At 73.0% G+C, this 12,689-nt stretch carries 14 protein-coding genes; 9 read left to right on the top strand and 5 right to left on the bottom strand.

Annotated features, from left to right (window positions below; all coding sequences use genetic code 11):
- Positions 1–2: 2 nt before the first annotated feature.
- Complete coding sequence (rpsR, locus tag AC5L35_RS16740; RefSeq protein WP_495060554.1) at positions 3–242, bottom strand: 30S ribosomal protein S18; 240 nt, start codon at positions 240–242, stop codon at positions 3–5.
- Position 243: 1 nt separating this feature from the next.
- Complete coding sequence (gene rpmG, locus AC5L35_RS16745) at positions 244–408, bottom strand: 50S ribosomal protein L33 (RefSeq protein WP_495060555.1); 165 nt, start codon at positions 406–408, stop codon at positions 244–246.
- An 89-nt stretch (positions 409–497) separates the two neighbouring features.
- Between rpmG and mrf the strand changes: the two genes are divergently transcribed.
- The 7 genes from mrf to AC5L35_RS16780 all read left to right on the top strand — a co-directional run bounded on the left by mrf (position 498) and on the right by AC5L35_RS16780 (position 8,806).
- The gene (gene mrf, locus AC5L35_RS16750; protein ID WP_495060556.1) at positions 498–1,760 is read left to right on the top strand and encodes a ribosome hibernation factor-recruiting GTPase MRF; all 1,263 of its coding nucleotides are present in this window, start codon (positions 498–500) and stop codon (positions 1,758–1,760) included.
- On the top strand, positions 1,760–1,927 hold the full coding sequence (gene rpmF / locus AC5L35_RS16755) for a 50S ribosomal protein L32 (protein ID WP_495060557.1): 168 nt from the start codon (positions 1,760–1,762) through the stop codon (positions 1,925–1,927). Before mrf ends, rpmF begins: the two co-directional genes overlap by 1 nt.
- A gap of 101 nt (positions 1,928–2,028) precedes the next feature.
- Entirely contained in the window at positions 2,029–2,271 is a 243-nt protein-coding gene (locus tag AC5L35_RS16760; protein ID WP_495060558.1) for a hypothetical protein, read from the top strand.
- Complete coding sequence (locus tag AC5L35_RS16765) at positions 2,268–5,318, top strand: helix-turn-helix transcriptional regulator (protein WP_495060559.1); 3,051 nt, start codon at positions 2,268–2,270, stop codon at positions 5,316–5,318. The genes AC5L35_RS16760 and AC5L35_RS16765 overlap by 4 nt, the downstream gene beginning before the upstream one ends.
- Positions 5,319–5,383: 65 nt before the next feature.
- Complete coding sequence (locus AC5L35_RS16770; protein WP_495060560.1) at positions 5,384–6,673, top strand: cytochrome P450; 1,290 nt, start codon at positions 5,384–5,386, stop codon at positions 6,671–6,673.
- On the top strand, positions 6,670–8,364 hold the full coding sequence (locus AC5L35_RS16775) for a class I adenylate-forming enzyme family protein (RefSeq protein WP_495060561.1): 1,695 nt from the start codon (positions 6,670–6,672) through the stop codon (positions 8,362–8,364). The genes AC5L35_RS16770 and AC5L35_RS16775 overlap by 4 nt, the downstream gene beginning before the upstream one ends.
- Positions 8,365–8,539: 175 nt before the next feature.
- Positions 8,540–8,806: a hypothetical protein gene (locus tag AC5L35_RS16780; RefSeq protein WP_495060562.1), complete on the top strand. Its 267-nt coding sequence runs from the start codon at positions 8,540–8,542 to the stop codon at positions 8,804–8,806.
- Between the two features lie 13 nt (positions 8,807–8,819).
- Here AC5L35_RS16780 and AC5L35_RS16785 read toward each other — a convergent pair whose 3' ends face one another.
- Positions 8,820–9,035 (bottom strand): hypothetical protein, encoded by a 216-nt coding sequence (locus AC5L35_RS16785; RefSeq protein WP_246265703.1) that lies wholly within the window; start codon positions 9,033–9,035, stop codon positions 8,820–8,822.
- Between the two features lie 222 nt (positions 9,036–9,257).
- On the opposite strand from AC5L35_RS16785, the gene tenA reads away from it, so the two are divergent.
- Positions 9,258–9,941 (top strand): thiaminase II, encoded by a 684-nt coding sequence (gene tenA, locus AC5L35_RS16790; protein ID WP_495060563.1) that lies wholly within the window; start codon positions 9,258–9,260, stop codon positions 9,939–9,941.
- A gap of 3 nt (positions 9,942–9,944) precedes the next feature.
- Here tenA and AC5L35_RS16795 read toward each other — a convergent pair whose 3' ends face one another.
- Both AC5L35_RS16795 and AC5L35_RS16800 read right to left on the bottom strand, forming a co-directional pair.
- Positions 9,945–10,340 (bottom strand): phage holin family protein, encoded by a 396-nt coding sequence (locus tag AC5L35_RS16795; protein ID WP_495060564.1) that lies wholly within the window; start codon positions 10,338–10,340, stop codon positions 9,945–9,947.
- A 4-nt stretch (positions 10,341–10,344) separates the two neighbouring features.
- Positions 10,345–11,574: a serine hydrolase domain-containing protein gene (locus AC5L35_RS16800; protein WP_495060565.1), complete on the bottom strand. Its 1,230-nt coding sequence runs from the start codon at positions 11,572–11,574 to the stop codon at positions 10,345–10,347.
- 118 nt (positions 11,575–11,692) lie between these two features.
- Between AC5L35_RS16800 and AC5L35_RS16805 the strand changes: the two genes are divergently transcribed.
- Positions 11,693–12,685 carry a patatin-like phospholipase family protein gene (locus tag AC5L35_RS16805; RefSeq protein ID WP_495060566.1) on the top strand — a complete coding sequence of 331 codons (993 nt, stop codon included), beginning with the start codon at positions 11,693–11,695 and terminating at the stop codon, positions 12,683–12,685.
- Positions 12,686–12,689 lie beyond the last annotated feature (4 nt).

Consider the following 12,689-nt stretch of genomic DNA (forward strand, 5'->3'; position numbering starts at 1 on the left):
GGTCACCCGCGCCCGACGTTGGGGTACGGCAGCAGGGCCATCTCGCGGGCGTTGCGGATCGCGACCGCGACCTGCCGCTGCTGCTGCGGGGTCAGGCCCGTCACCCGGCGCGCCCGGATCTTGCCGCGGTCGGAGATGAACGTCCGCAGCAGTGCCGTGTCCTTCCAGTCGACCTCGGTGACCCGCCGCGTGTGCAGCGGGTTCACCTTGCGCTTGAACGTGCGCTGCGGCTTGCCCGCCACCTCAGCGTTCCTCGCGGAACTCGACGTGGCGCCGGACGGCCGGGTCGTACTTGCGCAGCACCATCCGGTCCGGGTCGTTGCGCCGGTTCTTGCGGGTGACGTAGGTCGTCCCGCTGCCTGCCGTGGAGCGCAGCTTCACGATCGGCCTCAGCCCGTTGCGAGCCATGTCCACCCCTCCTCGTTAACGACATTCATTTTCATCTAGAGTAACGCTAGCGCACCGCGGAACATGCCCGTCAACCGGAGGAGGAAGCCGTGACCCGAACCGAGCTCCTGGTGCTCACCGGGCTGCACACGCCCGGGGTCGAGGCCGTGATCGCCCGCATCCGCCGGCTCGACCCCACCGTCGCCGTGCTCCACCACGACCTGCGCGACATCGGGTCGGGGCGCGTGCACCGGCGGCTGCGGGTCGGCGACACGGACGAGACCACCACGGTCGAGCTCGTCCACGGCTGCCTGTCCTGCACGCTGCGCGAGGACCTGCTGCCCCAGCTGCTCGCGCTCGCCGAGCCGCCCCGCCGGGTCGTGCTGCACCTCGACCCGGCGCTCGAACCGGAGCGCGTCTGCTGGTCACTGGCCAACGTGCTGGTCGGCGGGGTCACGATCACCGACGTGATGGACCTCCGGGGCGTGGTGACGTGCGTGGACCCCGGCACCTGGCTCGACGACGCGACGAGCGCCGACACCCTGGCCGAGCGCGGCGCCACCGAGCTGCCCGACGACGAGCGGACCGTGGCGCAGGTGGCGGTCGGGCAGGCCGAGTTCGCCGACCTGCTGGTGCACACGGGCACCGCCGACGCATGGACGCTCGCCCGTGCCGAGGCGGTGCTGGACCGGCTCGCCCCGGCGGCCCCCCGGGTGCGGCTGGCCGAGCTCGACGAACGGGTGTTGCTCGGCGACCCGGCTCTGCCGACCCGGCGCGGCCGCCCCGACGACGTCCACGGGCCGCTGTTGCGAGGGCATCCGCCACTCGGCTCCGACTGCGGGGTGCGGCTGCTGCTCTTCGGCGCGCGCAGGCCGTTCCATCCGCAGCGACTGAACACCGCGATGGACGCGCTGCTCGACGGGGTCGTCCGCGCGCGGGGACGGATCTGGCTCGCCACCAGGCCGGAGGACGTCCTGTGGCTGGAGTCGGCAGGCGGCGGCCTGCAGCTCGGTCTCGCGGGCGAGTGGCTGGCCGGGGCGGACGCCACGGCGTGGGAGGAGGCCCCCGCCGAGCGCAGAGCACTGGCCGCGCTGGGCTGGGACCCGCGGTTCGGCGACCGCTCCCAGGACCTCGTGGTGATCACGCACGACGCCGACCCCGACGAGATCGACGCGGCACTGCGCGGGGCTCTGCTGACCGACGCCGAGCTCGCCGGCGGCGAGGACGCCTGGAGAACGCTGCCCGACCCGTTCGGCTGGGAGGACACGGACGCAGACGGAGCAGGCGCCGAGACCGGCGCGCCCGCACCCCCGCCCGACCTGGTGGCCGGGGCCACCCAGGGCAGGCACACCACCGCACACGAGGAGTCCTGATGGCCGTCCCGAAGCGCCGCACCTCGCGGTCGAACACCCGCAGCCGCCGCGCGCAGTGGAAGGCGACGCCGCCCGACCTGGTGCCGATCACGATCGACGGGCGCCAGTACAAGGTGCCGCGCCGGCTGGTGCGCGCCTACCAGCGCGGCCTGCTGCGCCCGGAGTAAGGGGCCGGAGCGGCCTTACCCCCGGGGCCGGGGGGATCGCGCCCGAAAGTGACGTGATCGTCCGATGCCGGGGGCACCACCTCAGCACGACGCTTCAGGTCATGTTCATCAACCTCGTCCACGCCACCGCCGACGCCGAGCACCACCGCTCCGCCCTCCTCGCCGACGCCGAGCACTTCCGGCTCGTCAAGCGGGCCAAGGCCGCGCGCCGGAAGCTCGCGGCAGGGCGGGCCGTCGACCCACCCCGGCCGCCCGAGCCGGAAGCCGAACGCCCTGATCGCGGGCAGCAGAATCGTGCACACGGCAATGACGACGCGAATCGTCGGTACTCCATGTCACGATGACCGGCGTGGCGCGGCTGGGGGTCGGAATCGGTCTGGTGGGGCGCCGGCCCGAGATCTCGGCGCTCGCCGCCGCTCTCGACCGTGCCGTCGAGGGCCGTCCCACCGGCGTGCTGTTGTCGGGGGACGCCGGTGTGGGCAAGTCCCGACTGGTGGCGGAGACGGTCGAGCGGGCCGAGGAGGCCGGCTTCGTGGTGCTGCTCGGCCGCTGCACCGACGCCGCCGAGGCGTCGCTGCCGTACCTGCCCTTCACCGAGGTGATCGGCTCGCTCGCCGCCCTGCGTCCCGAGCTCGTCGCCGAGCACGCCGCCCTGCGCCACCTGCTGCCCGGCGGCTTCCCGCGTGGGGGGCAGTCCGGCGAGGACCGCGACCTGGGCCAGCTACGGGTGTTCGACGCCGTGCTGTCCGTGCTCGACGAGCTCACCACCAGCGACCCCGCGCTGCTCGTGGTGGAGGACCTCCACTGGGCCGACCGCTCGAGCCGCGACCTGCTGGTCTTCCTGCTGTCCCGGCTCACGAGGCAGCGGCTCGTCGTGTTGTCCACCTACCGGGCCGACGACCTGCACCGGCGCCACCCGCTGCGTCCGGTGCTGTCCGAGCTGGTGCGGCTGCCCGCGGTGGAGCGGGTCGAGCTCGCCCCGCTCGGGCCGCAGGAGGCGCTGGAGCTGGTGCGGCTGCTCGCCGACGGGAGCCTGCCCGAGCCGCTGTTGCGCAACGCCGCACGCCGGAGCGAGGGCAACGCGTTCTTCGCGGAAGAGCTGGTGTCGGCCTCCTCCGACGGGATGCCGCACGGGCTCGCCGAGGTGCTGCTGGCGCGCATCGAGGGCCTCACCCCCGCCACGCAGCGCATGCTGCGCATCGCGTCCGTCGCCGGGCGACGCGTCACCCACCACCGGCTGGCCGCGGTGTCGGGGCTCCCCGTCGACGAGCTGGAGCAGGCACTGCGCGAGGCGGTCGCCCACCACGTGCTGGTGGCCGACACCCAGGTAGGCGGCATCAGCGCCGACGACGCGTACGTCTTCCGCCACGCACTGCTCCGCGAGGCGATCTACAACGAGCTCCTGCCCGGCGAGCGCAGCAGGCTGCACTCGGCCTACGCCACCCTGCTCACCGACCGGAGCGCACCGGGGCGCACGGCGGAGCCGGGCCGCGCCGCCGAGCTCGCCCACCACGCCATGGCAGGCCACGATCTGCCGCTGGCGCTCGCCGCGTCCGTGCAGGCCGCCCACGAGGCCAACGACCGTGAGGCGCCTGCCGAGGTCCTGCTGCACGCGGAGCGCGCGATGGAGCTGTGGCCCGCGGTGCCCGACGCCGAGGCGGTGGCCCAGATAGACGAGGGCACTCTCACCCGCTGGGCCGCGTGGGGCGCGAGCGCCACGGGCGACCCGGATCGCGGCATCGCGCTCGGACGCCGTGCGCTCGAGCTCGCCGAGCAGCGCGGCGACCCGATGCTCACCTCCGCGATCGCGCGGCGCTACGCCTGGCGCCTGCTGGACCTGAGCGGCCGGGAGCAGGAGGCGCGCGAGGTGGCGCGGCGCGCCCTCGAGCTCGTGGTCGACCTGCCCCCGTCCGCCACCCTGGCCTGGGCCCATGCTGTGCTGGCCAGGGTGCTCGGCAGGGTCGACCACTTCGACGAGGCCAGGGAGCAGGCGGAGGCCGCGCTGGAGGTCACCAGAGGCTTGCCCGACCACGACACCATGGCGCCGGGGGCCACCGCCGACGCGCTGGTCACGCTCGCGGTGTGCGAGGAGTACGCCGGCCGCGCGGAGCGGGCCCGCCGGCTGCTCGCCGAGGCCAAGCCGCTCGCGCGCCGCTCCGCGAGCCTCGGGGTGGAGCTGCGGGCCTACTACGCGCTGGGCATCTCGCTGCTCGACGACGGCCGGCTGGCCGAGGCGGTCCACGAGTTCGCCGCCGGGGAGGAGCGGGCCGCCGCCACCGGCACCACCTGGGGCGGCTACGGCCTCGAGCTGCGGGTGGCCCACGTCATCGCCCGCTTCCAGCAGGGCGACTGGGACGCCGCCGAGGAGGCGGCCGAGCTCGCGGGCGAGTCGGTGTCGGCCACGGTCGCGAGCAGGCTGACCGCCGCGGGGCTGCTCACCACCGTGGCCCGCGGCCGCTTCGAGGCAGCGGGCAGGCGGCTCGCGGAGCTGCGCGACTCCTCGCCCGTCGACGACCAGGTGATCATGCTGATGGGCCAGGCCGGGGCCGAGGCCGCGCTCTGGGAGGGCCGTCCGGCCGAGGCAGCCGAGCGCGTCACGGAGGCGCTCACCGGGCTCCGGAGCAGTCCCTCGGCGGGGCACGGGCCTCACCTCGGGGGCATCATGCTGGCCGCGCTCGGCGTGTCGGCGCAGGCCGACCTCGCCGCCTCCGGCCAGGCCTCCACGGCGGAGGCCGCCGAGGCCGGCCGCGCGCTGCTCGCCACCGCCGAGCACACGGCGGCCACCGGCCTGCCACGGGCCGGCACGCTCGGCCCCGAGGGCACGGCGTGGCTGTGCCGGGCCCGGGCCGAGATCACCAGGATCGTCGGGCCGGCCGACCCCTCGGTGTGGAGCGGCCTCGTCAACGCCTTCGCCTACGAGACCGGCGAGCCCGTCGCCACCGGGGGCCACGGCTACCGGCAGGCGTACGCACTGCTGCGGCGCGCCGAGGCACAGCTCGGCACGGGCGCCCCGCACGGAGAGGTGGAGCCCGACCTGCGCGCCGCTCTCCGCACCGCCGAACGTCTCGCCGCCCGACCGCTCGCCGCGGCCGTCCGTGCGCTGGCCGCCCGCGCGGGCGTCCGCCTCGACGCCGAGCCCACGCGGCCGGAGACGGCGGGGGCCGGCCCGTTCACACCACGGGAGCGGTCCGTCCTCGCGCTGGTCGCGGCCGGGCACACCAACCGTCAGATCGGGGCCGCCCTGTTCATCAGCGAGAAGACGGTGAGCGTTCACCTGTCCCGGGTGATGGCGAAGCTCGGCGCGAGCAGCCGCACCGAGGCGGTCAGCGTGGCGTACGCCCGGGGTCTGCTGGCACCCGCGGACCGGGAGATGGCGCGGGCAGACCCTTGAGGCCACCCGGATGATCTCTAGGGTGTGGGTGATCGGGCTCACCCCACCCGCAAGGAGGCTCCGAGTTGGCACCCACGAGCACCGCCGCCGAGGGAAGCACCTGGACCGGCCGACCGGACCTGTCCGACATCCCCGGCTTCTGGACCCTGCCGATCGCCGAGCGAGCCGCGGCCTTTGCCGCGTTGCGGGAGCGCGAGCCGATCTCGTTCTACGAAGAGCCGCAGCAGAGCATCCTCCCGCGGGGAGCCGGGTACTGGGCCGTCACGAAGCTGGACGACCTCGTCACCGCCAGCCGCAACCCTTCCGTCTTCACCTCGGGGAAGGGCTCCACGGCCATCGCGGACTTCCCGCCCGAGTTCATCGAGTTCTTCGGATCGATGATCGGGATGGACGACCCCCGGCACGCGCGCCTGCGTCGGATCGTCTCCCGCGGGTTCACCCCGAAGCGGCTCGGCGCCCTCACCGACGACGTGCAGCGCACGGCGCGGGCCATCGTCAGCGACGTGATCGACGCAGGCGAGTGCGACGCCGTCTCCGCGATCTCGGCCCGGCTGCCACTGAAGATCGTCTGCGACATGATGGGCGTACCGGAGAGCCAGTACGAGTTCATCTACACGAGGTCGAACATCATCCTGGGTGCCGGGGACCCCGACTACGTGTCCGACGCCGACAACATCGTCATGGCGGTCCTGCAGGCAGGCGGCGAGCTGGCCGAACTGATGCGCGACCTGGGCAGGCTCCGCACCGAGAACCCCACGGACGACCTCACGTCGCTGCTGGTCAACGCCGAGATCGACGGCGAGCGACTCACTCCCGACGAGCTCGCCTCCTTCTTCATCCTGCTGGTCGTGGCGGGCAACGAGACCACCCGCAACGCCATTAGCTGGGGCCTGCACCTGCTCACCGAGCACCCCGACCAGCGCGCCGCCTGGCTCGCCGACATCGACGGCGTCACCCCCACCGCGGTGGAGGAGATCGTGCGCTGGGCGTCCCCGGTGATCTTCATGCGGCGCACGGTGGCGTCCGACACGGTGCTCGGCGGCCAGGCGATGAGCGAGGGTGACAAGGTGGTGCTCTTCTACTGGGCGGCCAACCGCGATCCCGCGCACTTCGCCGACCCGGACGTGTTCGACGTCCGGCGCTCGCCGAGCCCGCACGTCGGGTTCGGTGGCCCCGGCCCGCACTTCTGCCTGGGCGCCCACCTGGCGCGCCGCGAGATGTCGGTGATGTTCCGGGAGCTGCTCACCCGTGTCCCCGACATCCACGTCACCGCACCGCCGGACCGGCTGCAGTCGATGTTCATCAACGGCATCAAGCGCATGCCGGTGGCGTTCACGCCCGGCGGCGCCCGATGACGGGAGCCACCCTCGGTCCCGTCCCCGCCACGCTCGACTACCCGGAGGTGCCGGTCGGCGCGGTGCTCGCCGGCTCCGCCCGGCGGTTCGGCAGCCGCACCGCCGTGCACTTCGCCGGGCGTGAGCTGTCGTTCGCCCAGCTCTACGAGCGGGCCTGTGCCTTCGCCAACGCACTGCGCGACGCCGGGGTGGGGCGGGGCGACGTGGTGGCCCTCCATCTCCCCAACTGCCCGCAGTACCCCATCGCCTACTACGGCGTCCTGCTGGCAGGCGCCACGTTTTCCCCCACCAACCCCCTGCTCCCGCCCGCCGACCTCGCCGCACAGCTGGCCGACTGCGGCGCCGTCGCCGCGGTGACCTGGCTGCCGGCCGCGCCGGCGCTGGCGGCGGTGCAGCAGCACACGAACATCCGGTTGGTGCTGGTCACCGACCGGGAGCAGGCGCTCGACCCGGCGCACCGGGTGGCCCTCGACGCGTTCCCGGACGCACAGGACTTCGAGGCCTTCCACTCCGACGCGTCCACCGGCGACCCGGCCGTCGAGATCGACGTGCACCGCGACCTGGCCCATCTGGCCTACACGGGGGGCACCACGGGCCGGTCCAAGGGTGTGCAGCTCCCGCACCGCAACGTGGTGGTCAACTCGCTGCAGTACGCCTGCCGCGGCAACGGCTCGGTGCCGGCGCTGGACGAGTTCGGCGGTGTCGTCCTCGACCAGCGAGCGCCGGACGAGGAGTACCCCGTTCGCCTGGGCAACGGCACCGGCATCAACCTCACGCCCTGGTTCCACGCCATGGGCACGATCGGCGGCCTCAACGTGCCGGTGCTGAGCGGCGGCACCACCGTGCTGCACGAGCGGTTCGACCCGGGCGCCTACCTCGCCGACGCCGAGCGGTTCCGCGTCACGGGCATGGGCGGGGCGCCGCCGCTGTTCGGCGCGCTGCTGCGCCATCCCGACCTCGTCACGCGTGACCTGTCCTCCGTCCGCGCCATCTCGTCGGGCGCGGCCCCGCTGCCGGTGGAGATGATCCAGGCGCTGCAGCGCCGGTTCGGCGACGACGTCGTCATCGTCGAGGGCTACGGGCTCACCGAGGTGACGATGGGCGCCACGCTCGGACCCTCGTGGCGCTCCGGCGTCCGCAAGGTCGGCACCGTGGGCACGCCGGTGCCCGACACCGAGGTCCGCATCGTCGATCCCGCAGGCACGGACCTCACACCGCTCCCGACCGGGGAGGCCGGGGAGGTGTGCATCCGGGGCCCACAGGTGATGGTCGGCTACAAGGACCGGCCGGAGGAGAACACCGCCACGCTGGTGGACGGCTGGTTGCGCACCGGGGACGTCGGCGTTCTCGACGAGGACGGCTATCTGTCCATCGTCGACCGCAAGAAGGACATGCTGCTCTACAAGGGCTACAACGTGTACCCGCGCGAGCTGGAGGAGCTGCTGTTCACGCGGGAGGGCGTGGTGGGTGCCGCCGTGGTCGGGCGACCGGATCCGCTGGTCGGCGAACTCCCGGTGGCGTTCGTCGTCGCCCCTGGGTTCGGCGACGCCGAGGCCACGGCGCTGATAGAGGCGGTCAACGCGCAGGTGTTGCCCTACAAGCGGCTCCGCGAGGTGCACCTGGTGGACGAGATCCCGGTGTCGGCCGCGGGCAAGGTGCTCAAGCGGGAGCTGCGGGAGCGGCTGGCCTGAGGCGCGCCGGCACCCGTACGGGTGACCCCACGTTAACGCCAGGCCTCCTAGCAGCGATGTTCCGGGCGTACGGACACCCGGCACGCGCGCACCGGACCGGACACCCGACCGTCACCCGTCGCATCCGCGGCTGGGCGGTCGTCACCCGTCCCTGCTCACGAAGCCGGTGGTCGCCATGCCCGCTGCCGCTGCATCCCCCGCTGACGGGGCCGACGTCCGGCCACCGCGCTCCTGCCCGGCCGAGACCGTGGGCCGGCACCGGCGTCGGGCCACCCCGCGTACCTACCTCGCGGTGGTCGCGGACGTGGTCGGCCGCGTCGGCACGCTCGTGACGGTGACCGCTCTGATGGTGCTGGCGGCAACGGCGGGCGCGATGGCCGACGGAATGCCTGCCTCCGGAGGCGCGACCGTCACCGTCACCTACGACAGGAACGGCCGCTGATCCCGGTGTGGGGTCAGGCCGCCTCGGCCTGACCGATCGGGGACTGCAGAACGTGGTCGACGAGGCGCATCACGAGCTGTCCGCCGCCCAGCCGGTAGCCGAACTCCTCCCACGTGAGCAGCTCACGGGATAGCAGCTCTCCGACGGGACCCGGGTAGAGCCGGGTGGCGCGGAATGCAGCGGCCCGCAGCCGCATCTTGTCGTGGTGATCCATGGGAACGGGGATCATGAGGACTCTCCTCCGGGGGGTGCTGTCCAGTCCGGCGCGCTCTCAGCGCTGAGTCGCCACCCGTTGAGCTGTCCATGGTGAACCTCCCCGGTCAAACGTACGCGAAGAGTGACCGACATCTCATCAACTGGCGAACCCCAGGTGACCATCCGGTGTCGTGACCGATGCGACCGCGCGGCGAGGTGTTCCGCAACGCTCCGCCGCACCCGTAGCGTGATCGGTATGACCGCGACCGACTCCGCTGTCCGTACCCGCGATGTGCTCTGGTCCGACGTCGAGGACATCTACGCCGCCATCCTCGCCCACCCGTTCATCGCCGGGCTGACCGACGGCACGCTGCCTCGTGAGTCGTTCCGGCACTACATCGTGCAGGACACGCACTACCTGCGCGGCTACGCCAAGGCCCTCGCCGTGTGCGCGGCGAAGGCGCCCGACGAGGACGCCACGGTGATGTTCGCGGCGCATTCGGCGGGAGCCATCGCCGCCGAGCGGGACCTGCATTCCGCGCTGATGGGCGAGATGGGGAGCTCCCCGGAGGAGGCCGCGGCGGAGCCGATCGCCCCCACGACTCAGGCCTACGTCAGCTACATGCTCGCGTCGGCGCTGGGCGGTTCGTTCGCCGACGCCGTGGGCGCCGTGCTGCCCTGCTACTGGATCTATGCGCGGGTCGGTGAGGAGTTGCTGGCCCGCAGCTCGCCGGATCCGCTGTACGCCCGCTGGATCGCGATGTACGGCAGCGACGACTTCCAGACCGTGGTCGACTCGGTGCTCGCACTCACCGACCGCGTCGGCGCGGGGATGTCCGATGGCGAGCGCACGGTGATGCGCAGGCACTTCCGCACCACGTCACGCTACGAGTGGATGTTCTGGGACGCCGCCTACCGCCGCGAGACCTGGCCGGTCTAACCGTCAGCGGTGGTCGAGCCGGTCGGGGATGACGAAATGCAGGATGAACCCGACCACCGCAACGACGATCGCGCCGACGAATGCGGGGCCGAACCCGTCCACGCTGAACGGCAGGCCGATCCCTAGGGCGATGTAGCCGACGAGCAGGAAGAGCAGCGCGTTCACCACCAGCCCGATGAGGCCGAGTGTCAGCACGTAGAACGGGCAGCCCACCACCTTGATGATCGGCTTCAGCACGGCGTTCACCACGCCGAAGATCAGGGCGACGACGACGAGGGTGACGACCCGGCTGCCGGTGGTGCCCGCCGTGTTGTCGATACCCGGCACGAGCACGGTGGCCACCCATAGGCTCACGGCGACCACTGCCACCCGGATCGTGAGCGCGAGCGCGTTGGACATCGGGTCAGTCCAGAAGTGCCTGGGCGACCAGCGTGCGGAGCTGGGGGCGGATGGGGTAGGCGCTCGAGGGCATGAACTGGGTGAAGAACGACGCAGTCACCTCGGCGGCTGGGTCGACCCAGAAGGCGGTGCTGGCCAGGCCGCCCCACCCGTACTCGCCCTCCTGCGCCATCGCCTTGCCGGCCGCGGCGTCGACGACCACGGAGACGCCGAGGCCGAAGCCGACACCGCGGAACGGCGACTCCGAGAACATGGGCCGCCCGACCTGGTCGAGGTCGGCTCCGCCCGGGAGGTGGTTCCGCGTCATGTAGGCGACGGTGCGCGGTCCGAGCAGCCGGACGCCGTCGAGCTCACCGCCCCGCGCGAGCATCTGGGTGAAGCGGTGGTAGTCGGCCGCCGTGGAGACGAGCCCTCCACCGCCGGAGAGGTACGTGGGCGGCCGGGTGGCGCCCTCACCCATGGCGGAGCGGGCCAGTGCGCCGTCGTGGCCGCGCACGTACAGGGTGGCGAGCCGGTCGATGTCGTCCGAGGTGACCGAGAAGGCCGTGTCCTCCATGCCGAGCGGGCCGAACACGTGCTCGGCGAAGAACGCGTCGAGCGACTGCCCGGAGGCCACCTCGACGACGCGGCCGAGCACGTCGGTGGCCACCGAGTAGTTCCACTCCGTGCCGGGCTGGAACAGCAGCGGCAGCCCCGCGAAGACCTCGCATGCTCCGGCGAGGTCCATCCCCCGCGGCGCCCCGAACTCCAGGCCCTTCGCCCGGTACATCTCGTCGACGGCGTGCGCGTGGTGGAAGCCGTAGGTGAGCCCTGCGGTGTGGGTGAGCAGGTGCCAGATCCGGACCGGCTCGGTGGCGGGCACGGTGCCCGGGTTGGCCGCCGAGCCGCTGACGTAGACGCGGGAGTCGGCGAAGGCCGGGATGTAGCGCGACACGGGGTCGGTGAGCTCGAGCGCACCGCGCTCCAGGAGAATCAGCGCCGCCACGGACGTGATGGGCTTGGTCATCGAGTAGATGCGCCAGATCGTGTCGTCGGCGACCGGGCGTCGCGTCTCGAGATCGGCCAGTCCGTAGTGGCTGAGATGGGCCACCTTGCCGCGCCGGGCGAGGGCGATCGTCCAGCCCGCGAGCCGGCCGTCGTCGACGTAGCGTTTGAAATGCGCGTCGATGCGCGACAGCCGCGCTCCGTCGATTCCGACCTCGTCCGGCTCCGCGTCGATCTTCAGCTGCGCCACGATCCGACCCTACATCCGCAAGATCTCCCCGCGCCGCCCCTCTCTTCCGAGGGATGCCGGCCCACCCGACAGGTCACACTTGTCCCCTGCGGCGGCGACGGCACGGAAGTATCGCGACGTGGTCACCCGATTCGAGCCGGTCCTCGACGCCTCGCCCGCGCTGCGCGGCGACGAGGAGGTGCTCCGTGCGTTGCTGCGCCGCCGGACCACGGGCAGCCGGGCCGACGGGCACCGGATCGCTCTCGTGGTCAGCGGTGGCGGCATGCGGGGTGCCTATGCCGGGGGGATGGCCCACGCACTGGACGACGCCGGGCTCGCACCCTGGTTCGACGTGGTCTACGGCAGCTCGGCGGGTGCCTACATCGGTGCGGCCCTGCTGCTCGGCGACGGCCGTGGCTCGGCTCACATCTTCTTCGAGGACATGGCCTCCCGCGCCTTCATCGACCCGCGCCGGTTCGGTCTGCGCCGGCCGGTCGTGTCACTGGACCACCTGATCGACCACGTCCTCGTCCACTCCAAGCCGATGGCGTGGGACCGGCTCGGCTCGTCCGCGATGCCGCTACGGGTGGTCGCCACCGCGGCCGACGACCTTCAGCCCCACGTCCTCGAGCCCGGTACGCCGGAGGAGTGGAAGAGGGCGCTGCGGGCGACCGCGTCGATCCCGCTGCTCGCCGGGCCACCGGTGGAGCTGCACGGGCGCCGGTGGATCGACGGCTCGGTCGCCGAGCCGCTGCCGGTGCTGCGCGCCCTGCGGGACGGCGCCACCCACGTGCTGGCGCTGCTCAACCGCACCGTTCCCGAGCTGCGCCGGGCCGACCCGGGCGCGGGGCCCGCCCGGTGGGCACGCGCGCTGGACCGGCTGGCCCCCGGGCTGGGGATGATCGCCCAGGAGAGCAACCGGCACGGCCCGGCGCTCGCCGTCCTCGACGACGCGGCCCACCCGGCCCGCGGTGGCGCGCACCTGCTGGCGCTGGTGCCGGAGCAGGACCTCGGCGTCCGTGGGCTCACCATCGACGCCGCCAGGGTGGAGAGTGCCGCCCGGGCCGGGTACTGGACGGTCGTCTCGGCGCTGCGCCGGGTGCAGCACGACGTGATCCGCCGGCCTTCTTGACCTG

This window comes from Pseudonocardia sp. OZ21 (genome assembly GCF_059359135.1).

What these genes read in the sequence shown, in the direction of transcription:
- AC5L35_RS16760 (WP_495060558.1), top strand. Translation starts at nt 2,029, where the DNA reads ATGTTCATCAACCTCGTCCACGCCACCGCCGACGCCGAGCACCACCGC.
- AC5L35_RS16775 (WP_495060561.1), top strand. Translation starts at nt 6,670, where the DNA reads ATGACGGGAGCCACCCTCGGTCCCGTCCCCGCCACGCTCGACTACCCG.
- AC5L35_RS16785 (WP_246265703.1), bottom strand. Translation starts at nt 9,035, where the DNA reads ATGATCCCCGTTCCCATGGATCACCACGACAAGATGCGGCTGCGGGCC.
- rpmF (WP_495060557.1), top strand. Translation starts at nt 1,760, where the DNA reads ATGGCCGTCCCGAAGCGCCGCACCTCGCGGTCGAACACCCGCAGCCGC.
- AC5L35_RS16780 (WP_495060562.1), top strand. Translation starts at nt 8,540, where the DNA reads ATGCCCGCTGCCGCTGCATCCCCCGCTGACGGGGCCGACGTCCGGCCA.
- rpmG (WP_495060555.1), bottom strand. Translation starts at nt 408, where the DNA reads ATGGCTCGCAACGGGCTGAGGCCGATCGTGAAGCTGCGCTCCACGGCA.
- tenA (WP_495060563.1), top strand. Translation starts at nt 9,258, where the DNA reads ATGACCGCGACCGACTCCGCTGTCCGTACCCGCGATGTGCTCTGGTCC.
- AC5L35_RS16765 (WP_495060559.1), top strand. Translation starts at nt 2,268, where the DNA reads ATGACCGGCGTGGCGCGGCTGGGGGTCGGAATCGGTCTGGTGGGGCGC.
- AC5L35_RS16795 (WP_495060564.1), bottom strand. Translation starts at nt 10,340, where the DNA reads ATGTCCAACGCGCTCGCGCTCACGATCCGGGTGGCAGTGGTCGCCGTG.